A 21,596-nucleotide genomic window follows, 5' to 3' on the forward strand; every position below is an offset into this window, starting at 1 on the left:
CTAGCCGCGGTAGTGACTCGGTGGCTTGCCCAGCGCCCGCCGGAACATCGTCGAGAAGCTCGCCGGACTCTCGTAGCCCAGATCCAGCGCGACCGTCGTCACCATCGCGCCCGCGCCGAGGCGCGGCAATGCCGCAAGCAGGCATGCCTGCTGCCGCCATTGCGCGAAACTCATGCCGGTTTCCCGCCGGAACAGCCGCGTAAAGCTTCGCCGGTGCGTACCCAGCTCATCCGCCCAGTCGTCGATGCCCTCGGTCATCCGCGGGTGCTCCAGAAAGCGCGCGCAGCGCGCGGCAAGCCGCGTGTCGGTAGGGAGCGGTAACGCCAGCGGTATCGTCCGGGCGCTGCCCACTTCGGCCACCAGCAGCGACATCAGCATGCCGTCGCGGCCGACCAGATCGTATTCGCGAGGCACCTCGACCGCCGCGACCAGCAGCGCGCGCAGCAGGGGCGAGACGGCAAGTACACGGCAGACATCGCCCAGCGGGCTCGCGGCATCGTGTTCGATGTAGACGCTGCGCGTGCTGACCGTGCCGATCATGCGCACGGAATGGGGCGTGGTGGCCGGAATCCACACCGCGCGTTCGGACGGCGCCAGCCAGGCCCCGTCGGGCGTGGTCACGGCGACCGTGCCGGCGGACGCGTAGAGCAGCTGGCCGCGACGGTGCCGGTGTGTCGCCAGCTCGAACGACGAGGGGTATTCGTTGCCGCTCGATACGACCGCCCGCGGCGTATCGTCGAAGACGTCGCGAAACGGGATGTCTGCGGTGTCCCGATCTCCAATACTCATGACCCATATCCTAGCGCGGGACAGGGTGGCCTCGTGTTCTCATAAGCCTCCCCCGCCCCAGGACACCCGCATGCAAGCGCCCGCGAGCGCCGCGGCAGACACGCCGCGCGCCGACCCGACCGTTTACGGCGTCATCTTCGCTATCAGCTTCTGCCATCTGCTCAACGACATGATGCAGTCGCTGCTGCCCGCCATCTATCCGGGTCTGAAGGCCGGTTTTCATCTGGACTTCGGCCAGATCGGTCTGATCACGCTGACCTACCAGATCACCGCGTCGATCCTGCAGCCGCTGGTGGGCCTTTATGCGGACCGCCGGCCGACACCGCTGGCGCTGCCGGGCGGCACGCTGTTCTCGCTGGCCGGTCTGCTGGTGTTGTCGGCGGCACATACCTACCCGATGCTGCTGATCGGCGCGGCGTTGCTCGGCATGGGCTCGTCCGTGTTCCACCCCGAATCCTCGCGCGTGGCGCGGATGGCCTCGGGTGGTCGTCATGGTCTGGCCCAGTCACTGTTCCAGGTCGGCGGCAACGCCGGGCAGGCACTGGGTCCGCTTGCCGCGGCGATCGTCGTGGTCCGCTGGGGCCAGTCGAGCCTGGCCTTCTTCGCCATGCTGGCCCTTCTCTCCGGCGCGGTGCTGTGGAACGTCGGCCAGTGGTATCGCCATCACGGCCTGCCACGCCTCAAGGCGAGCGCCGGCAAGCACGCGTCCATCGCGCCGAGCAGCAAGGATGCGAAGCGCGGCATCGCCGTCCTGCTCGCGCTGATCTTCTCCAAGTACGTGTACCTCGCGAGTCTGACGAGTTACTTCACCTTCTACCTGATCCACCGTTTCAACGTGTCCGTGCAGAACGCGCAGCTGCACCTGTTCGTCTTCCTCGGCGCGGTCGCGGTCGGGACGGTGCTGGGTGGTCCGCTGGGCGACCGTTTCGGGCGCAAGCGGGTGATCTGGTTCTCGATCCTGGGCACCCTGCCGTTCACCCTGTTGCTGCCGCACGCCAGCCTGTTCTGGACGGCGCCGCTGACGGTGGCGATCGGGCTGATTCTGGCCTCGGCGTTTCCGGCGATCGTGGTGTTCGCGCAGGAGCTGGTGCCGGGTAAGGTCGGGATGATCTCGGGATTGTTCTTCGGCTTTTCGTTCGGGATGGGCGGGCTGGGTGCCGCGGGGCTGGGCGAGCTGGCCGACCACCTCGGGATCGAGGCGGTGTATCAGGTTTGTGCGTTCTTGCCGTTGATCGGGTTGCTGGCGGCGTTCTTGCCGGAGCCCAGAAAGGCCTGATCCTGCAGGAGCGCGCCTTGCGCGCGACATCGGCATGGCAGACCGGTCGCGCGCGGGGCGCGCTCCTACAGGAGCGGGCCCCGCGACGTTTTTTTACTTCGGCAACGCGTAAGCGATCACCCAGTCGCCCTGCTTCGTGCCCAGGGAACCATGTCCGCCGGCGACCACCAGCAGGTACTGCCGGCCGCTGCTGTCGGCATAGGTCATCGGCGTTGCCTGGCCGCCGGCCGGCAGACGCGATTCCCAGAGCTTCTTGCCCGTACGGACGTCGTACCCACGCACGTAATAGTCGAGCGTGCCGCTGAGGAAGGTGACACCGCCAGCCGTGGTCACCATACCGCCAAGGCTGGGCACGCCAAGCGGCATCGGGATTGGCAGCGGCGCGCTGTCGACGATGGTGCCGTTCTTGTGCCGCCACATCATCTTGCCGCTGCGCAGGTCCACGCCCGCGACATAGCCCCACGGCGGTGCCTGGCACGGAATGCCCAGCGGCGACAGGAAGGCCGACAGCTCGATGCCGTAGGGAATGCCTTCGGCTTTCTTGACGCCCTCGGTCTCGCTCTTCGCCGGGCCGACTTCCATCTTCGCCAGCTCTTCCTTTGGAATCAGCTTCGACTGGAAGGCCATGTAACTCGGATTGATCAGCATCAGCTGGCGCGTCGGATCGACCGACACGCCACCCCAGTCGAACACGCCGAAGTTACCCGGAAACACCAGCGATCCCTGCATCGAGGGCGGAGTGAACATACCGTCGTAACGCAGCGAGCGGAAACGTACGCGGCACCAGAGCTGATCCAGCGGCGTGGTGCCCCACATGTCCCTCTCGCGTACCTGCGGCGGCGCGAAGTTCAGGTCGGACAACGGCTGCGTGGGTGCCGTATGGTCGCCCGCCACGGCACCCTGCGGGCGCGGTACTTCCTGAATCGGCACGATCGGTGTCCCGTCGCGGCGGTCCAGCACGTACACGCTACCCTGCTTGGTCGAGGCGATCACCGCGGGCTTTACGCCGTCCGCGGTCTGCAGGTCGATCAGGGTCGGCTGGCCACCCACATCCATGTCCCACAAATCGTGGTGGGTGAACTGGTAGTTCCACTTCACCTTGCCCGTGGCGACGTCGAGGGCGACGAGACCTGCACTGTACTTTTCCGACGTCGGCGTACGACCGCCGCCGAACTGATCCGGCGTCTGGTTGCCCATCGGCAGATAGACGATGCCGAGGCCTTCGTCGACGCTGAAGAGCGACCAGACGTTGGGCGAGTTGCGCGTGTAGATGCCGTCGGGCCCGATCGGCGCGGTCGCGTCCGGATTGCCCGGATCCCAGTTCCAGACGAGGTGACCGTCATGCACGTCGAAGGCACGGATCACGCCGGACGGCTCGTTGGTCGACTCGTTGTCGGTCACGTGACCGCCAATGATCACGAGGTCTTTCGTCACGGCGGGTGGCGACGTCGAGTAATAGCCGCCCGGGGTGAACGGGCCGACATTCGTCCGCAGGTTCACCGTCCCCTGCTGGCCGAAGTCCGTGCACGGCTGGCCGTTGTCCGCATCGAGCGCGATCAGGCGCGCATCCGCCGTCGGCAGGAACAGACGGCGCGGGCAGCTTGCCGTGGCGATGGCCGACGGCGGCAGCGGTGCGGTCGACGCGACCGCCGGCACTCCGGCCGCCGTGGTCGCCGGAGCGGGAATCACCGCCGCCGCATACTTCGCATCGTCGTGATAGGACACGCCGCGGCAGGTCATGTGCTCCCAGTGTTTGAAGCCGACGGGGCTCTGGATCTTCGGGTCGAACTCCCAGCGCTTCTCACCGGTGGCCGCGTTCACCGCGATCACCTTACTGTGCGGCGTGCACAGATACACGGTGTCACCGATCTTCAGCGGCGTGTTCTCCGCCGTGGTCTCGGCGGGGTCATCCGGGCCGGGCACATCGCCGGTCTGAATCTTCCACGCCACCTGAAGCTGGCCGACGTTATCGGGGGTGATCTGCTTCAACGGCGAGTACCGCTGACCGTAGGGCGAACCGCCGTAGTCGGTCCAGTCGCTGTCCGGGCGCGCGGCACGGTCGCCCTGCGGTCCCGAGACATCGGCCATCGGAAGCTCGCCCGGCAGGTCGTGATCGATATGCAGCGCACCGACGATGCCGACGGCGGCGACGATCAACAGCGATAGAAAGAGAAAACCGCCGCCGGTGCCGCGTGCCGTTTCGCCAAAGCGATCGTGGCCGAGCCCGCGTCGCGGCCAGGGCAACAAGAGCCATAGGCCGAGCACAAACCAGACATCCAGGCGCGGCAGAAGCTGCCACCAGTCCCACCGTACTTCCCACACGGCCCAGGCCGCGGTGGCGATCAGCAGCAGGGCGTAGATCGGTACGGCGAGCCGCACGCGGAACAGCAGCAGCGCGGCGACCAGCAACGTGATCGCGCCCGCCGCCAGGTAATACACGGATCCGCCCGACCCGAAGAGGCGGATGCCGCCCAGCAACATCACGGCGCCCCAGAGGGCGAAGACCAGCGCGCTGAACAGCGTCGCCGGGTGGAATCTCCTGACTCGGTTCATACGGACTCACTCATGGCGTCGGCCCTCCCCTGGCGGACAGATTCGTGCGGAAGACGTGAATCCGAGGTAGAGGCGCGGATGAGCCGGATCGTGCCCAGAATCATCCTTTCGCGGGGCTTACATCGCCTCGCTTCCGGCAAGCTCCGCGATCATCGTGTCCCGCATCAGATACTTCTGCACCTTGCCAGTGACCGTCATCGGAAACGCGTCGACGAAGCGCACGTAATGCGGCACCTTGAAGTACGCGAGATGCTTGCGGCAATAGTCCTGAATCGAAGCGACCGTCGCCGGCGAGCCTTCACGCAGACGAATCCAGGCGCATACCTGCTCACCCAGCCGCGGGTCGGGCACGCCGAACACCTGCACGTCCTGAATGTCCGGATGGCCGTAGAGGAACTCCTCGATCTCACGCGGATAGATGTTCTCGCCACCGCGGATGATCATGTCCTTCAGCCGGCCAACGATGGTGCAGTAACCGGCATCGTCCAGCGTCGCCAGGTCGCCGGTGTGCATCCAGCGCGCCTCGTCGAGCGCCATGCGCGTGTTCGCATCGTCGTTCCAGTAGCCGCGCATGACCGAGTAGCCGCGGGTCAGCAGTTCGCCCGTCATGCCTCGCGGTACCACGCGGCCCTGCTCGTCGACGATCTTCACCTCGACATGCGGGTGTACGCGGCCCACCGTCGACACACGCAGGTCGAGCGGGTCTTCCGGAATGGTCTGGAAACTGACCGGGCTGGTCTCGGTCATGCCGTAGGCGATGGTCACCTCGCTCATGTGCATCTCACGAACCACGCGTCGCATCACCTCGATGGGACAGGGCGAACCCGCCATGATGCCGGTACGCAGCGTGCTGAGATCGAACTCGTGAAAGCGTGGATGCTCGAGCTCCGCGATGAACATGGTGGGCACGCCGTGCAAGCCGGTACATCGTTCCTCGGCCACGGTCTCCAGCGTCGTCAGCGCGTCGAACCCTTCGCCCGGGATGACCATGCAGGCGCCGTGCGTCACGCAGGCCAGATTACCCAGCACCATGCCGAAGCAGTGATAGAACGGCACCGGAATGCACAGACGATCTTCCTCAGTCAGACGCATCGCCTCACCGATGAAGAATCCATTGTTGACGATGTTGTGGTGGGTCAGCGTGGCGCCTTTGGGCGCACCCGTGGTGCCGGAGGTGAACTGGATATTCACCGCGTCGTCGAAACCCAGCTCCGTTTCGATCGCCCGCAGTCGGGCGCGTGCGGCGTCATCCGCGCGCAGGTCCTGCCAACGCAGCGTGCCGGGGGCGGCTTCATCGTCCAGCAGGATGACGTGGCGCAGATCGGGCAACGCAGCCGCACGCAGACCGCCCGGCGGGGCGGAGGCCATCTCGGGCGCGAGACCGGTAAGGATCTCCAGGTAATGCGAACTCTTGAAGACGCGGGGCAGGATCAGCGCGCGACAACCGACCTTGTTCAACGAATAAGCCAGTTCGTGAGAACGATAGGCCGGGTTGATGTTGACCAGGATCAGTCCGGCTTTGGGCGCCGCGAACTGGGCCACCACCCACTCCGCGCGATTGGGCGCCCAGATGCCGACGCGATCGCCCGGATCCAGACCGAGGGCGAGCAGCCCGGCCGCCACGCGGGCGACTTCGGCCTGGAACTCCGCATACGTCCAGCGCACACCCTGCTGACGCACGACCAGCGCGGGCCGGTCGGGCCAGCGCCCGGCGATACGGTCGAGCAGTGCGCCGACCGTCTCCCCGAGGAGGGGCGTGGCGCTTGCGCCGTGGACGTAGCTGGGAGCGTGGTGCATGCGGGGTCTCGTGCCGGTGCGATGACACCAGCATAAAACACCCTCAGGCGAACTCCACCCAGGCATCGCTGCCGGTCGCGGCCGGTGCGGTCGCCTTGCCGACCTGACCGAAACGGGCATCGTGCGCGGCGCGTTCGGCGGGCGAGGCTTTCAGCGCCGGCCGCTCGACCGCGTCCACGGTGAAGAACGCCACCTGATCGCGCAGCGACTGGGCCTGGTCCTGCATCGACTTGGCGGCGGCCGCGGCCTCCTCGACCAGTGCCGCGTTTTCCTGGGTGACCTGGTCGATCTGTGCGATCGCGGTATTGACCTGATCCACGCCGGCCGACTGCTCGGCGCTCGCGGCGGCAATCTCCGCGACGATATCGGTGACCTTCTTGACGCTGGCGACGATGCTCGTCAGGGCGGTCGACGACTGCTCGACCAGTGAGGCACCCGCTTCGACACGCTCGCCACTCTCGACGATCAGGCGTTTGATCTCCCTGGACGCGGACGCGCTGGACTGAGCCAGGCGGCGCACCTCGGCGGCGACTACCGCGAAGCCACGCCCCTGCTCGCCGGCACGTGCCGCTTCCACCGCCGCATTCAATGCCAGCAGATTGGTCTGGAAAGCGATCTCGTCGATCAGGCCGACGATGTCGGCGATGCGACGACTGGAATCGCCGATCTGGATCATCGCGTCCATCGCCTGGGCGACGACGTCGCCGCCCTTCTCCGCTTCGCCACGCGCATGCCGGGAGAGGCGATCCGCGGCGACGGCGTTCTCCGCGTTCTGTTTCACCGTCGCGGTCATCTCTTCCATCGACGCGGCGGTTTCTTCGAGGCTGGACGCCTGTTCCTGCGTGCGCTGCGACAGGTCGTCGTTGCCACGGGCAATCTCGCCCGAGGTGGTCGACACGACATGTGCGCCTTCCTGTACCTCGGTCACGATGGACGACAGCGTGGCGCGCATGCGCTCGAGCGCGCCGAGCAGGCTGGCGGGCGCGAACGTGGTGCCATCGGTGCGCAGATCGCCCCCGGCGATACGCCCGGCGATCTCCACCGCGTCACGCGGCTCGCCGCCCACCGTGGTACGGATGCTGCTCATGGACAGCCAGACGATGAACATCGCGAGCACCGCGATGATGCCCGACTTCATCAGGTCGCGTTTCAGCTGCGCGGCGAAGGCGGCGTCGATATCATCGAAGTAGGCACCGGAAATCAGATGCAGATCCCACGGCTTGTACCACGACGAGTAGCTGATCTTGTCGCGCAGCTCCTTCGTCTTGGGCATGATCTGCGTGTAACGCGTGACGCCGTGGCCGGCGGCGATATCCGCCTTGAGCATGGCCTCGTAATGGTGGAAGCCCTTGCCATCCGCATCGTCGCGGATGTTCTGGCCGACCTCGTCGTGGCGCAGAGGATGCATACGCATGGCCAGCGTCGAATCGAAAGCGAACACGTAGCCCTTGCCGTCGTCCCAGCGCATCGACTCGACCACCTCAAGGGCGGCGACACGGGCTTCCACGTCGCTCATCTCACCCCGGGCGGCTCGCGCGTGGTAGCCGTCGACGATGGCGATCGCCGCGTCCACGTGCTGGGTCAGCGTGTCCTGCAGGTCGCGCATCTGCACCGCGCGGCTTTCGATGCCCGACATCACGGTCTGCGCCAAGAGGCCGAGCACCACGACCGTCATCACCATCCACACGCGCGTATTCAGCCGCGTGCGGCCAAACCAGTTTTTTATCGACGACATGCCCCTCACCCCCGTGATTCCCCGTATAAGCGTTATCGGCAAGCCGGGCGTCAAACTTTATTGCAGAGATGTGAAGGGACAATGCGGCAGCGCATCATCCGGTAAAGAGCAGGCGCCTCCCTCACGCGACTCACCTACGGCGTGGAAAAGCGATGCCTCCCCGAGGAAACCACCACCTCGCCCCGCCCCGGTAACCGCACCACCGCCTCCGCCCCCACCGGCACAAGCACCTCGGCCACCACTTTCCCACCCTCTTTGCTCCAGGCCACCGAGGCCTCGCCATAAGGCGTCATCACCGATGCCGATGCGTGGTCCAGCCATGCTGTCAGCGCGGGACGCACCTCGAACCGGCGCCATCCCGCCTCCAGCGGACGCAGGCCCGCGACATCGCCAAAGAGCCAGTCGTCCACGGTGCCCAGGAAGTAATGGCCCCTGGAGCGCGATGCGAGCTTCCAGTGCTCCCACAAGCTGGTCGCCCCGTGGTCGCGCCAGAACCCCCAGCTCGGAAACGTCGTCTGCGTCGCGATACGCCAGGCTTCATCGGCGTGACCGGTCGCGGTGAGCACCGGCAGAATCACCTTCGTCGCGAGCGCACCCGTGTCGAGGTGATCGCCCCGCGTTTTCGCATCCGCCGCCACGCCGGCGGCGACCCGCTCGCGCAACGCGTCGGGCACGAGCCCGAACGACAGCGCCAGCAGGTTGTGCGCCTGGCGGTAGCCGCTATCCCCTTCCCCACGGTATCGGGCGGCGTCGCGGTCGAGGAAGCGCGCATTGAACGCATCGCGCACGATCGCCGCCTTCGCGTCGAAACCGTCCGCGCGCTTTGTGTCGCCGCTGAGGCGATACATGCTCGCCACCGTACGCTCCATGCCGTAGAGGTACGCCGTCGCTGCGACATGCTTGTCCTCGGGCGCGTTCTCGCCACCCGGGTCGGTCTCGGGACTGACCCAGTCACCCAGTTCGGTGTCCGCGATGCCTCCCGGCGACCGGGCATCCTCCATCGCGACATAGCGCGAGATGCCATCGAGGTGTTCCTCCATGGGTCGACGGTCTCCCGTCTGCATCCACAGCGACCAGGGGATGAACACGTACGCCGAGTGCCAGGTGGGCGCGCGCACCTTGCCCCAGCCGGGGTTGGGTGCGATCAGCAACGGGGCACCATCGGGCCCGCGCGTGTCGGCGATATCGCGGACCCATTTCGCCAGCAGGCGTCCCGTGTCGAGGTTCCGCAGGAACATGTCCGCACCGACCATGCCGTCACCGGTCCAGCCATTCTTCTCGTACATCGGCGTATCGGTCGGAATGCCGTAGAGATTGTTGAGCATGGTGTCGACGGCCGCGCGGTGGATCCAGTCGAGCAACGCATTCGCGCTGTCGAAGTGCCCGGTCTCGGCGACGTCGGTGTGTATGACCTGTGCGGTCACCGCGCCGGGGAGCGGCTTGCCGCCAGGCCATCCATCGACCTGTACATAGCGAAAGCCCTTGTACGAGAAATGCGGATGCCAGTGCTCACGCACGCCAGCCAGGGTAAGCCGGTCGGTCTGGAAACCCTGCCTGAAATAATGATGCTCATCGCGTGCGTCGACCGTGCCGTCGGGCATCAGCTTCTCACCGTAGTGCGCCGTGACCGTCGCTCCCGACGGTCCCGACACGTCGAACGTCGCCCAGCCCGCGATAACGCGCGGAAAAGCGAAAACATACGTACCGGGTTTCGGCTCCGTCACCTCGACGGCGTTCAACGTATCCACGACCCGTATGGGCTGCTCGGTCTGCGCGACGAGCGTTCCGCGCGGGGCGGGCAGCTCACTTGCGGCGGCCCATGTCGACGGGGATGCGAGACGCGCATCGTAGTTTTCGCCGCCGTACAGATCGTCGAGCCGTGTCGGGCCATCGGCGAGCTTCCACCCCGCGTCGCTGACGATGTCCTGCCGGTGACCGTCGGCATAGCGGATGCGCAGCAGTGCTCGCAGGCGCGGCTGCCCGTGCCACGGGGCTTTCTCCCAATGCCAGACGTTGGGGTTGGTCATGCCATAGAAGCCGCGGCCGAGCTCGGCACTCAGCGTATGCTCCCCGGCATCGAGCCGCACGTCGGTGGCGACGACTTCCACGCGCTTGTCGTAGTCGGTGAAGCCGGGCGACAGCACCGCGTCGCTCACGGGCTGCCCGTCGATCGACATATCCGCGTATCCGCCAGCCGCCACGTAGAGCGTGGCGCGATCGACCTTGCCGTTTACCCGAAACGTCTTGCGCAACAGCGGCGCGGGCAGGCTCGTGGCGTCCGCCTTGCCGATCCAGCGCGCGCCCTGCCAGCCTGAGTCATCGAGCGCGGTGTCGAAGTGCGAGCTCACCACACCCTGGCCGTCCGACGTACGCACCTGCGCACGCCAGTCGTAACGTTCGCCTGGTGCCAGCGCGGGTCCCGCGTAGTCGATGTCGAAGGATCGGGTCGAACGTACGTCGCCGCTGTCCCACACGGTTCTTCCGGCTTGCGTGACGACGATGCGAAAGCCCGTCTGCACCGTGCCGTTGCGATCGCTCCGGACGATCCACGAAAAACGTGGCTTGGCCACGTCGACATACGTGGGAGTGTCGCTGCGCTCGACACGTGGCGCATGGACGCTGACGGTGGCATGGGCCAGCGGAGCGAAGGGCAGAAGAACGAAAGCGAACCGGCGGAGTGCGTGCAAGCGGATGGCCTCGGGCGCGATGACTTCCGAGCATATCGCGAAGGCGCAGTGAGGAGACCGCATACATCCATCTAACGTGAAAAGGTTTATCCCTTTCCCACCTTCGCCACCGGAGCCACGTCATGAAGACCGCCATTGCCGGCATCGTCCTCGCCGCCACGCTTGCCTCGGGCGGCGCCGCCGCAGCCCAGCTCGACAGCCTCAAGGGCATGATGGGAGGATCCGGATCGCTCACCTCGGGCAGCGCCAGCAACGCCGCAGGCATTCTCCAGTACTGCATGACCAACAACTACCTCGGTGGCGACAGCGGCGCCAGCGGGGTCAAGGACAAGCTGCTCGGCAGCCTGAGCGGCGACCACCAGGCTGCGGACAACGACGCCGGCAGCTCCTCGACCCGCTCGATGCTCGGCAAATTTACGGGCGGATCGAACACGAAAACCGACACCGCGCCCACCCAGGACAAAGGGTACCTGGATGGCGCACGGGGCATCCTGACGTCGGGCGACGGCAAGTCGCTGAATCTGGGTGGCGCCAGCGGCGCGTCATCGGGCAACGGTGACCTGAAGGCGCAGCTCACCCGCAAGGTGTGCGACGCCGTACTGAAGCAAGGCAGGAAGATGGCCGGCATGTAACGAACACTGACAGTGCGTGGACGGCGCATGGACGCGCCGCCCCGTACACCTGACGTCCTCCCCACCCAAGAGGACTTCCCCATGACCGATGTCATGAACGACCCGTATGCGATGCGCGACCCACGCACGCAGTATCCGCAACCCGACTTCTCCAAACAGCCGCAGCCCGCGCCGGGTCTCGCAAAGGAGATGTCACCGAAACCCGATCACGGCGAAACCAGCTATCGCGGTAACGGTCGCCTGAAAGGCCGTAAGGCACTGGTGACCGGCGGTGATTCCGGCATCGGCCGCGCGGCGGCGATCGCGTTCGCGCGGGAAGGTGCCAGTGTGGTGATCAACTATCTTCCGTCCGAACAGAAGGATGCCGACGAGGTCGTCGCGCTGCTCAGCGGCGAAGGTCACACCATCGTCGCCGTGCCGGGTGACCTGAGCGACGAGGCGTTCTGCAAGGATCTGGTCAAGCGCACCGTGAAGGAACTCGGTGGCCTCGACATCCTCGCCAACGTGGCAGGCCGTCAGCAGTTCAGTAAGTCGATCGACGAACTGGACACCGCGTCGTTCGAAGCGACGTTCCGCACCAACGTCTTCGCGCTGTTCTGGCTGAGCAAGGCTGCGCTGGAACACATGCCGCCGGGCGCGACGATTGTCAACACGGCCTCGATTCAGGCTTATGAGCCGTCGGACATCCTGCTGGACTATGCGCCGACGAAAGCGGCGATCGTCGCCTTCACCAAGGCATTGTCGAAGCAGGTGATCGAGAAGGGCATCCGCGTGAATGCCGTGGCGCCGGGTCCGGTCTGGACACCGCTGCAGCCGAGCGGTGGTCAGCCGCAGGAGAAGGTGGTGGAGTTCGGCAAGAACGTACCGCTGGGACGTCCGGGCCAGCCGGTGGAATGTGCGCCATTGTACGTGTTGCTCGCCAGCCAGGAGTCGAGCTTCATTACCGGTGAGACGTACGGGGTGACGGGGGGCAATACCCTGCCCTGACTTCCGGTGTCGTCCTCGTGGCGGCCGGTGCACTGGCCGCCGTCAGCCCCGGGTGATCCGTCCCAGTGCTTCCATCAGATCGGCGACGCCGTAGGGCTTGATGATGACCGCCGTATGCGAATCGCGCTGAACGCCATTCGCCAGGTGATCGCCTGTAGCGAATATCACCGGTAGCTCCGGCTGGTTTTCGCGCAGGCGCTCCGCCACCTCGACACCGCTCATGCCGGGCAGGCCCACATCGGCGAGCAGCACGTCAATACCCTCGACACCGTGCAGGCGGATCGCCTCGTTGCCGTCGCCCGCCTCGAACGCCGTGTGCCCGCGGCTTTCCAGCATCTCCGCGATGGACATGCGGATCAGCGCATCGTCCTCCAGGACGAGGACACGCAAAGGACGCAGCGCGGCAGAAGACGACGCTGAGGAACCGGCAGCGGGTGCCGATACCGTTTCGGCGATCGTGCGCGGGACGCGCGAGCTCAACAACTGACGCACACGCCGTGCCAGCTGCTCGCGCGTGTACGGCTTGCTGAGCAGTTCAACGCCTTCGTCGAGACGGCCACCGTGGACGATGGCGTTCTCCGTGTAGCCCGAGGTGAACAACACGGCGATCCCCGGCTGGCGCTCGACGGCTTTGCGCGCCAGCTGCGGACTGCGCAGCGGACCGGGCATGACCACGTCGGTAAACAGCAGGTCGATGGCGATGCCACTTTCGATGATCGACAGGGCGCTCTCCGCGTCACGCGCCTTGAGCACGCGATAGCCGAGTTCACCCAGCATGCCCACGACGGTCTCGCGCACGGCTTCATCGTCTTCGGCGACGAGGATCGTCTCGTCACCGCCGCGCACCGCTTCCTCCTCGATGGCTACCACGCGATCTTCGCTCTGCGTCGAACGCGGCAGGTAGATCTTGACCGTCGTGCCTTCACCGGCCTCGCTATACATCTTGACGTGGCCGCCGGACTGTTTGACGAAGCCGTAGACCATCGAAAGGCCAAGGCCCGTTCCACGCCCTTCCGGCTTGGTCGTGAAGAAGGGATCGAACACCTTGTCGAGGATGTCGTGCGGAATACCGGTACCGGTATCGGTCACGGCGAGCATGACGTACTGGCCCGGACGCAGGTCGCCGTGTGCTGTGGCATAGGCCTCGTCGAGCAAGGCGTTACCGGCTTCGATGGTGAGCTTGCCCTGCCCGTGCATCGCGTCGCGTGCATTGATCGCGAGATTCAGCAGCGCGTTCTCGACATTGGACGGATCGACCAGCGTGTTCCACAAGCCACCGGCGATGACGGTCTCGACCTCGATGGCCTCACCGAGCGCGCGGCGCAACAGTTCGTCCATGTCGCGGATGAAGCGACCGATGTTGACGACCTTGGGGGCGAGGGGCTGACGCCGACCGAACGCGAGCAACTGGGCGGCCAGCTTGGAGCCACGCGTGACGCCGGCCATCGCATTGGCGACACGCCGTTCGGCCCGCTCGTTGCCCGACACATCCGCGCCAAGCAGCTGCAGATTGCCGCTGATGACTTGCAGGAGGTTATTGAAATCGTGCGCGACGCCACCGGTCAGGTTGCCTATCGCATCCATCTTCTGCGCCTGGCGCAGCTGTTCCTGGGCGGCATCCAGTTCAGCGTCGCGTGCGCGCTCGCTGGTGACGTCACGCGCCACGGCGAAGATCATGCCCTCACTCGGGACCGCCCGCCAGGACAGGTGCCGGAAGCCACCGTCCGCGGTGCGGTAGCGGTTCTCGAAACGGAGCGTAGCCACACCGTCGGCCAGCTGCTCGGTTTCCTCACCAGTGCGCCCGGTGTCGTCCGGATGCACGAAGTCCAGATAGGAGCGGCCGATGGTGTCGCGCTCGCTCCAGCCGAGAATCGCGGTCCACGCCGGGTTGACCGAGAGCAGGCGGGTGTCGGTGTCGGCGACGACGAGGATGTCGCTCGACAGGCGCCAGATGCGGTCGCGTTCCAGCGTACGTTCGGCGACCTGACGCTCCAGACTGTGCGCGAACTCGAGCAGCTCGGCCTCGGCGCGACGGCGCTCCACCGCGACGCGCGTGCGATGGGCGACCTCGCGGACGAAGTCGATCTCTTCTTCCGGCCACTCACGCGGGCTTTCGTGGTTCAGATAGAGCAGCGCCACCGTGCCGCCACGCTCGGTCACCGGCATGTTGATGAACGAGGTGGCGCTGATCGACGCCAGCGCATCCGCCGTATGGATCGTGCGCGGGTCCTTGTACGCGTCGGACACGACCGCGGTACGGCCGGCCTTGATATCGTCGATGTAGGAGCCGTATTCACGGAAGTTGAGGACACCGGCGATCGTGACGATGCCCGGCGCGTTCCAGTCGCGCTCGATCGTGATGGTCTCCGCGATCGTGTCCACCGAGCCATAGCCCGCACGGCTGACATGAAGCGCGCGGCCGAGTACCTCGGCCACGCGGTAGGCGATCTCGGCGGGATCTTCGACTTCGCGGAGGATGTCGCTGACCTCGATCAGCGCCACACGACGCTCTTCGATGGTGCGCGCGGCCTCGGTCTGCCCGGACAGCGGGCGGATGCTCACGACGAAGGACGCCTGGCCCAGCGCCGATGCGCGCCACGGCTCGATCGAGACCCGCCAGGTGGCGCCCTCCACGGAGCCCAGGGCCAGCTCTCGGACGCCCCCGGCGTCAGCAAGCGACAAGGCGGTCTCGAGGCGAGACCGGCTTTCCTCATTCCACCAGGTCAGAAAGCGGCACGCACCCGCGTCGCGGAGGCGTGCCGTCATCCAGGCATTGGCATACAGGAGCTCGCCATCCGCCGTGACGGCGGTGAAGCCGAAGGGCAGCGCGTCGAACGCATCGGTGACCAGGGCATGTTCCTGCAGCGCGAACGTCAAGGTCATCTAGCGAGCGATCCTATGAGGGATCGCAGATGTTATCGGTTAGAGGTCATGCGCTTTGTGTAGACGATCTTCACAAAACCCTCATGGTCCTCTTCGTCGCGGGGCGGGAAAGGGGTTGCAAAAAATCACTTGCGGCGGATCAAGCACATAGCGGCGACACCCTACATCTTGTGTTGACGCTGCCACCCCCCGCCTATATGGTGTGTCCCGTTGGTGTCCGGAGAGGCGCGACTGCCCGTCGGACTTAATAGGGAATCCGGTGCGAATCCGGAACTGCCCCGCAGCGGTAAATGGAAACGATCCCGTTCAATGCACTGGTCCTTCAGGGGCTGGGAAGCGACGGGTAGGCGGACCGAAAGGTCCATGTCCATGAGTCCGAAGACCTGCCAGCAATCGGTGCCCGGGCGGCCTCGATAGTGGTGACGGCTTCCGCGGGGAAGCACGTCGCGGACCGGAGCCCCTTCGCGGCGCGCTCCGTCCCCGGCCGTTTCCCGCATCAGCCCCATCCCTCACGAGCCAGCCGACCGGGAACGGGTGATAGAACCTGGGGCGAGCCAAGACAATGACCACGATGGATTCTTCCGCGCGCGAGCGCACCGAGACGGCCGATGCCGCCGTCTCCGCCAATAACACCACGGACAAGGCGCCTGCCGCCGGCTACCGCAACGACCCGCCGCCGGCGTTCGCGCTGACGCCCCCGCACAACCCTGGCCAGATGCGCGTCACCAAGCGCAACGGCGGCCAGGAAGTCGTCGACGTGAACAAGATCGTGCGCGCGGTGACCCGCAGCGCCGACGGCCTGTTCGCGGTCGACCCCATGCGCGTCGCCCTGAAGACCATCGGCGGACTCTACGATGGCGCCACCACGCAGGAACTCGACCAGCTGTCGATCCGTACCGCCGCGGCGCTCACCGCCGAGGAACCGGAGTACGGCCAGCTGGCCGCACGCCTGCTCGCCGCCTTCGTCGACAAGGAAGTATCCGGTCAGGACATCCAGTCGTTCTCGCAGTCGATCTCCACCGGTTTCGACCTGGGCATCCTCAACGAGCGTCTGCGTGACTTCGTCCAGGTCAATGCGCGCAAGCTCAACGACGCCATCGACACGACCGGTTCGCGCCGCTTCGAGTACTTCGGCCTGCGCACGGTTTATGACCGCTACCTGCTGCGTCACCCGACGAAGCGCTTCGTCATCGAAACGCCGCAGTACTTCTTCATGCGCATCGCCTGCGCGCTCGGCGGCAACGACGTGGCCGAGACGCTCGAGCTGTATCGCATGCTGTCGTCGCTGGAATACCTGGCCAGCTCGCCGACCCTGTTCAATGCCGGTACGGCGCACGAGCAGCTGTCGTCGTGCTTCCTGCTGGACTCGCCGCAGGATGCCCTGGAGTCGATCTACGCCAAGTACGGCGACGTGGCCCAGCTGTCCAAGTTCGCCGGCGGTATCGGCCTGGCTTACTCGCGCATCCGTTCGCGCGGTTCGCTGATCAAGGGCACCAACGGTCATTCCAACGGCCTCGTGCCCTGGCTGAAGACGCTGGACGCCTCGGTCGCCGCGGTGAACCAGGGTGGCAAGCGCAAGGGCGCCGCCTGCGTGTACCTCGAGTCCTGGCACGCCGACATCGAGGAATTCCTCGAGCTGCGTGAGAACACCGGCGACGACGCGCGCCGTACGCACAACCTCAACCTGGCCAACTGGGTGCCCGACCTCTTCATGCGCCGCGTGGAGACCGACGGCGACTGGTCGCTGTTCGATCCGAAGATCGTGCCGCACTTCGTCGACACCTGGGGCGCGACGTTCGAGGCCGCCTATGAGAAGGCCGAGGCCGAGGGCCTGGCCGCCAAGTCGATCAAGGCGCGCGAGCTGTACGCCCGCATGCTGCGCTCGCTGGCACAGACCGGCAACGGCTGGATGACCTTCAAGGACCGCTCGAACGCCACGAGCAACCAGACCGCGCGTCCGGAAAACGTCATTCACCTGTCCAACCTGTGCACCGAGATCCTTGAAGTCACCTCCGAGGGCGAGACCGCCGTGTGCAACCTCGGCTCGGTCAACCTGGCCCGGCACGTGGTGGACGGTCAGTTCGACTACGAGAAGCTCGGTACCACGGTGCGCACCGCCGTGCGTCAGCTCAACCGCGTCATCGACCTCAACTTCTACCCGATCGCCACGGCGAAGACGGCCAACATGAAGTGGCGTCCGGTGGGTCTGGGCGTGATGGGCCTGCAGGACGTGTTCTTCAAGCTGCGCCTGCCCTTCGACTCCGAAGAAGCGCGCAAGCTGTCCACGCGCATCCAGGAAGAGATCTATTTCCACGCGCTGTCGATGTCCAACGAGATCGCCGAGCGCGACGGTGCCCACCCGGGCTTCGACGAAACCCGCGCCGCCAACGGCGAGCTTCAGTTCGACTACTGGCCGGCGGCCACGCCGACCGGCGTAGAGGGCCGCTGGGCCGAGCTGCGCGAGAAGATCAAGGCCAAGGGCCTGCGCAATTCGCTGGTCATCGCCATCGCTCCGACCGCCACGATCGCTTCGATCGCCGGCTGCTACGAGTGCATCGAGCCGCAGGTGTCCAACCTGTTCAAGCGCGAGACGCTCTCGGGCGACTTCCTCGTCGTCAACCGTTATCTGGTCGATGAGCTGAAGACGCTGGGCCTGTGGACCGCCGACGTGCGCGATCAGATCAAGCTCGCCGAAGGTTCGGTGCAGGGCATCGCCGCGATTCCGGCCGCGCTGCGCGAGGTCTACCGCACGACGTGGGAGCTGCCGCAGAAGGCACTGATCGATCTCGCCGCCGCGCGTGGTGCGTACATCGACCAGAGCCAGTCGCTGAACCTGTTCATGGAAAACCCGAACATCGGTCAGCTTTCCTCGATGTACATGTACGCGTGGAAGTCGGGCATCAAGACGACGTATTACCTGCGTTCGCGTCCCGCCACCCGCATCGCCAAGACCACGGTGAGCTCGTCGTCGGCCTCGCTGCCCACGCCGGCCGCTCCGGTCGCCGATGCGCAGGAACAGGCCGAAGCCGCGGTGTTCTGCTCGCTCGAGAACCCCGAGTACTGCGAAGCCTGCCAATAAAAGCAACGCGCCCCTACAGGGGCGCAGCACCCCTGTAGGAGCGCGCCCCGCGCGCGAAGCCGCTGCCTGCGCCAAACGTTCCAGTATCGCCGCTTCGTTGGTTTTTCGCGCGCAGGGCGCGCTCCTACACGTAATTAATTCGAGGTAGCCCGATGTCCGCTTCTCCCGTCACCCGCGATACCCATATTCTCGATCCCGGCTTCGAGCTGACCCTGCGGCCGATGAAATACCCGCAGTTCTACGAGATGTATCGCGCGGCGATCCGCAACACCTGGACCGTGGAAGAAGTGGATTTCTCGCTCGACACCACCGACCTGAAGTCGAAGATGTCGGATGCGGACCGTCACCTGATCCATCGTCTGGTCGCGTTCTTCGCCACCGGCGACACCATCGTGTCGAACAACCTGGTACTCAATCTGTACCAGCACGTGAACTCGCCCGAAGCGCGCATGTACCTTTCGCGCCAGCTGTACGAAGAAGCGCTGCACGTGCAGTTCTACCTCACGCTGCTGGACACCTACATTCCGGAACCGGCCGAGCGCAACAAGGCCTTCGCCGCGATCGAGAGCATCCCGTCGATCCGTCAGAAGGGTGAGTTCTGCTTCAAGTGGATCGACTCGATCCAGAACCTCAACCGTCTCGAGACGCGCGAGCACCGTCGCCAGTTCCTGCTCAACCTGATCTGCTTCGCCGCGTGCATCGAAGGTCTGTTCTTCTTCGCCGCCTTCGCTTACGTGTACTACCTGCGTTCGCGCGGGCTGCTGCACGGCCTGGCTTCGGGCACCAACTGGGTGTTCCGCGACGAGTCCGGCCACATGGCGTTCGCCTTCGAGGTCGTGCGCACCGTGCGCGAGCAGGAGCCGGACCTCTTCGACGACCAGATGCGCCAGGAAGTCGAAGCGATGCTCGAGGACGCCATCGCCTGCGAGACCCAGTTCGCCGCCGACGTGCTCTCGGGCGGCGTGGCCGGCCTGTCGGTCAACGACATGCGCCAGTACCTCGAATACTGCGCCGACCAGCGTCTGGTCCAGCTGGACATGCCCAAGAAGTATGGCTCGAAGAATCCGTTCGACTTCATGGACCTGCAGGACGTGCAGGAACTGACCAACTTCTTCGAGCGGCGCGTGTCGTCGTACCAGGTCGGCGTGCAGGGCGAGGTCGCGTTCGACCAGTCGTTCTGAGGGAACGGGGGACCCTGTATGATGCATGCTGCACTGCAACAGGACTCGTCCCCCATGACCGCTATCGACCGCCCCACCGAGGCTCGCGTCCTCGAAATCGTCTTCCCCGACCACACCAACCACCTCGGCACGCTGTTCGGCGGCCAGGCGCTGGCGTGGATGGATAAGGCCGCCTTTCTGGCGGCCTCGCGTTACTCCCGCCAGATCGTCGTCACCGCCCGTTCGGAGCAGGTCGACTTCCACGTGCCCGTCCGCAAAGGCCAGATGGTCGAGCTGATCGCCACGGTGATTTCGGTGGGCCGTACGTCGATGAAGATCGACGTGGCGATGTACACCGAGGATCTGATCACCGGCGCGCGCGAGCTGTGCACGCGGGGTACGTTCACGATGATCGCGCTGGACAGCGAGTACAAGCCGACACCCGTGCAGCCGCTGCCCGCAGCCGCATAAAAAGAGGCGCTTGACCTAGAGCGCACTCGAAGGCGTAGGCTTTCGGCATGACCACCTACCTGACCATCGCCGAGGCCGCCCTGGCGACCGGCCTGACCGTCCATACCCTGCGTTATTACGAGCAGATCGGCCTGATCGACCCGGTGCCGCGCCGCAGCGGCCAGCGGGTATACGGCGAGCACGAGCTCGCCCTGCTGCGTTTCGTCGTCCACATGCGCGCCACCGGCATGTCGATGCGTACGCTGCAGGAGTATTCCGAGCTGCGCCGCCAGGGTGAGACGCCCGACAGCATCCGCCTGCGCGGCGACCTGCTGGCACGCCACGCCGCTTTTCTGCGCGACGAACTGGTCACCCTGACCGAGACGATCGCGCGGCTGGACAAGAAGATCGCCATGTACCGCTCCGCGTATGGCGAGGAAGGTGTGTCATTCCCTGAACCGGCGCCTCCCGCCGTGACGGCGCCCCCGCCGCCCACGGCGCGGCCCCGCGAAAAGGCCCCCACCTCCCCGCGCAGGAAACAGGCATGAAGACACGCAAACTCGGTAAGAACGGCCCGGACGTATCGGCTCAGGGCCTCGGCTGCATGGGCATGAGCGAGTTCTACGGCCCCGGCGACGAGAAAGAGTCCATCGCGACACTGGAAACGGCGCTGGATCTGGGCATCACCTTCTGGGACACCTCCGACGCCTACGGCCCGCACACCAATGAAGAACTGATTGGCCGCTTTCTCGGCGGTCGTCGCGACAAGGTGTTCCTCGCCACCAAGTTCGGCATCGTGCGCGATCCGAACGACCCGTCGAAGCGCGGCATCAGCGGTCGCCCGGAATACGTGCGCGAGTCGGTGGAAGGCAGCCTGCGCCGCCTGAAGACCGATCACATCGACCTGTATTACCAGCACCGCGTGGACGCCAACGTGCCCATCGAGGAAACCGTCGGCGCCATGGCGCGGCTGGTCGAGGAAGGCAAGGTGCGTTACCTCGGTCTTTCCGAAGCCTCGGCCGAGTCGATCCGCAAGGCGGCGGGCGTACACCGGATCACCGCCCTGCAGAGCGAGTACTCCCTGTGGACGCGCGATCCGGAAACCACCGGCACGCTGGCCGCCTGCCGCGAGCACGACATCGGGCTGGTCGCGTATAGCCCACTGGGCCGAGGCTTCCTCACCGGTGCGATCACCTCGCCGGACGACTTCGCCGAGGACGACTATCGCCGCAACAATCCGCGTTTCGAGGGCGAGAACTTCACGAAGAACCTCGAGATCGTCGAAAAGGTCCGCCGCTTCGCCACCGACAAGGGCTGCACGCCGGGTCAGCTGGCGCTGGCGTGGGTGCTGGCGAAGGGTGAGGACATCGTGCCGATCCCAGGCACCAAGCGTGTGAAGTACCTGAAGGAAAACGCCGGCGCCGATGACGTCAGCCTTACGGCTACCGAGATCGCCGAGATCGACGCGGTGTTCCCGCCGGATGCGGCGCTTGGCGATCGTTATCAGAGCAGCATGATGGGCTTCGTCAACGCCTGAACGCCCGGACAGCCGCCCCGATACCGGTACC

Annotated in this window: 14 protein-coding genes and 1 riboswitch; of the genes, 8 read left to right on the forward strand and 6 right to left on the reverse strand. The window is 65.8% G+C overall.

Features of this window, described 5'->3' with window-relative positions:
- Positions 1–789 carry a helix-turn-helix transcriptional regulator gene (locus J2X57_RS15150; RefSeq protein ID WP_309868371.1) on the reverse strand — a complete coding sequence of 263 codons (789 nt, stop codon included), beginning with the start codon at positions 787–789 and terminating at the stop codon, positions 1–3.
- Positions 790–859: 70 nt separating this feature from the next.
- Between J2X57_RS15150 and J2X57_RS15155 the strand changes: the two genes are divergently transcribed.
- Positions 860–2,065 (forward strand): MFS transporter, encoded by a 1,206-nt coding sequence (locus J2X57_RS15155; protein WP_043691818.1) that lies wholly within the window; start codon positions 860–862, stop codon positions 2,063–2,065.
- 93 nt (positions 2,066–2,158) lie between these two features.
- Here the strand turns inward: J2X57_RS15155 and J2X57_RS15160 are convergent, their stop codons facing one another.
- From J2X57_RS15160 to J2X57_RS15175, 4 genes are all read right to left on the reverse strand, one after another.
- A complete protein-coding gene (locus J2X57_RS15160) occupies positions 2,159–4,618 on the reverse strand; it encodes a membrane-bound PQQ-dependent dehydrogenase, glucose/quinate/shikimate family (RefSeq protein WP_309868374.1) in 2,460 nt (819 codons plus the stop codon).
- A 117-nt stretch (positions 4,619–4,735) separates the two neighbouring features.
- Positions 4,736–6,415, reverse strand: a complete 1,680-nt coding sequence (locus J2X57_RS15165; RefSeq protein WP_309868376.1) for an AMP-binding protein — start codon at positions 6,413–6,415, stop codon at positions 4,736–4,738.
- A gap of 43 nt (positions 6,416–6,458) precedes the next feature.
- On the reverse strand, positions 6,459–8,150 hold the full coding sequence (locus tag J2X57_RS15170) for a methyl-accepting chemotaxis protein (RefSeq protein WP_309868379.1): 1,692 nt from the start codon (positions 8,148–8,150) through the stop codon (positions 6,459–6,461).
- A 134-nt stretch (positions 8,151–8,284) separates the two neighbouring features.
- Complete coding sequence (locus tag J2X57_RS15175; protein WP_309868381.1) at positions 8,285–10,837, reverse strand: family 78 glycoside hydrolase catalytic domain; 2,553 nt, start codon at positions 10,835–10,837, stop codon at positions 8,285–8,287.
- A 122-nt stretch (positions 10,838–10,959) separates the two neighbouring features.
- Between J2X57_RS15175 and J2X57_RS15180 the strand changes: the two genes are divergently transcribed.
- The gene (locus J2X57_RS15180) at positions 10,960–11,469 is read left to right on the forward strand and encodes a DUF2501 domain-containing protein (RefSeq protein WP_036116497.1); all 510 of its coding nucleotides are present in this window, start codon (positions 10,960–10,962) and stop codon (positions 11,467–11,469) included.
- An 81-nt stretch (positions 11,470–11,550) separates the two neighbouring features.
- A complete protein-coding gene (locus J2X57_RS15185) occupies positions 11,551–12,456 on the forward strand; it encodes an SDR family oxidoreductase (protein WP_043691809.1) in 906 nt (301 codons plus the stop codon).
- A gap of 42 nt (positions 12,457–12,498) precedes the next feature.
- Here the strand turns inward: J2X57_RS15185 and J2X57_RS15190 are convergent, their stop codons facing one another.
- A complete protein-coding gene (locus tag J2X57_RS15190) occupies positions 12,499–15,339 on the reverse strand; it encodes a response regulator (RefSeq protein ID WP_309868385.1) in 2,841 nt (946 codons plus the stop codon).
- Between the two features lie 194 nt (positions 15,340–15,533).
- A riboswitch (cobalamin riboswitch) is annotated at positions 15,534–15,745 on the forward strand.
- 156 nt (positions 15,746–15,901) lie between these two features.
- Here J2X57_RS15190 and J2X57_RS15195 point away from each other — a divergent pair.
- The 5 genes from J2X57_RS15195 to J2X57_RS15215 all read left to right on the forward strand — a co-directional run bounded on the left by J2X57_RS15195 (position 15,902) and on the right by J2X57_RS15215 (position 21,565).
- The gene (locus J2X57_RS15195; protein ID WP_043691807.1) at positions 15,902–18,418 is read left to right on the forward strand and encodes a ribonucleoside-diphosphate reductase subunit alpha; all 2,517 of its coding nucleotides are present in this window, start codon (positions 15,902–15,904) and stop codon (positions 18,416–18,418) included.
- A gap of 152 nt (positions 18,419–18,570) precedes the next feature.
- Positions 18,571–19,599, forward strand: a complete 1,029-nt coding sequence (locus J2X57_RS15200; RefSeq protein WP_036116501.1) for a ribonucleotide-diphosphate reductase subunit beta — start codon at positions 18,571–18,573, stop codon at positions 19,597–19,599.
- A 54-nt stretch (positions 19,600–19,653) separates the two neighbouring features.
- Positions 19,654–20,049, forward strand: a complete 396-nt coding sequence (locus J2X57_RS15205; protein WP_036116503.1) for an acyl-CoA thioesterase — start codon at positions 19,654–19,656, stop codon at positions 20,047–20,049.
- Between the two features lie 47 nt (positions 20,050–20,096).
- Positions 20,097–20,576: a MerR family transcriptional regulator gene (locus J2X57_RS15210; protein WP_309868398.1), complete on the forward strand. Its 480-nt coding sequence runs from the start codon at positions 20,097–20,099 to the stop codon at positions 20,574–20,576.
- Positions 20,573–21,565, forward strand: a complete 993-nt coding sequence (locus tag J2X57_RS15215; protein WP_036116507.1) for an aldo/keto reductase — start codon at positions 20,573–20,575, stop codon at positions 21,563–21,565. The genes J2X57_RS15210 and J2X57_RS15215 overlap by 4 nt, the downstream gene beginning before the upstream one ends.
- Positions 21,566–21,596 lie beyond the last annotated feature (31 nt).

The organism is Luteibacter sp. 1214 (assembly GCF_031455395.1).
In the GTDB taxonomy this organism is placed as follows: domain Bacteria; phylum Pseudomonadota; class Gammaproteobacteria; order Xanthomonadales; family Rhodanobacteraceae; genus Luteibacter; species Luteibacter mycovicinus.

Coding starts and splice junctions, on each gene's coding strand:
- J2X57_RS15150 (WP_309868371.1), bottom strand. CDS start 789: ATGAGTATTGGAGATCGGGACACCGCAGACATCCCGTTTCGCGACGTC.
- J2X57_RS15155 (WP_043691818.1), top strand. CDS start 860: ATGCAAGCGCCCGCGAGCGCCGCGGCAGACACGCCGCGCGCCGACCCG.
- J2X57_RS15160 (WP_309868374.1), bottom strand. CDS start 4,618: ATGAACCGAGTCAGGAGATTCCACCCGGCGACGCTGTTCAGCGCGCTG.
- J2X57_RS15165 (WP_309868376.1), bottom strand. CDS start 6,415: ATGCACCACGCTCCCAGCTACGTCCACGGCGCAAGCGCCACGCCCCTC.
- J2X57_RS15170 (WP_309868379.1), bottom strand. CDS start 8,150: ATGTCGTCGATAAAAAACTGGTTTGGCCGCACGCGGCTGAATACGCGC.
- J2X57_RS15180 (WP_036116497.1), top strand. CDS start 10,960: ATGAAGACCGCCATTGCCGGCATCGTCCTCGCCGCCACGCTTGCCTCG.
- J2X57_RS15185 (WP_043691809.1), top strand. CDS start 11,551: ATGACCGATGTCATGAACGACCCGTATGCGATGCGCGACCCACGCACG.
- J2X57_RS15190 (WP_309868385.1), bottom strand. CDS start 15,339: ATGACCTTGACGTTCGCGCTGCAGGAACATGCCCTGGTCACCGATGCG.
- J2X57_RS15195 (WP_043691807.1), top strand. CDS start 15,902: ATGACCACGATGGATTCTTCCGCGCGCGAGCGCACCGAGACGGCCGAT.
- J2X57_RS15200 (WP_036116501.1), top strand. CDS start 18,571: ATGTCCGCTTCTCCCGTCACCCGCGATACCCATATTCTCGATCCCGGC.
- J2X57_RS15205 (WP_036116503.1), top strand. CDS start 19,654: ATGACCGCTATCGACCGCCCCACCGAGGCTCGCGTCCTCGAAATCGTC.
- J2X57_RS15210 (WP_309868398.1), top strand. CDS start 20,097: ATGACCACCTACCTGACCATCGCCGAGGCCGCCCTGGCGACCGGCCTG.
- J2X57_RS15215 (WP_036116507.1), top strand. CDS start 20,573: ATGAAGACACGCAAACTCGGTAAGAACGGCCCGGACGTATCGGCTCAG.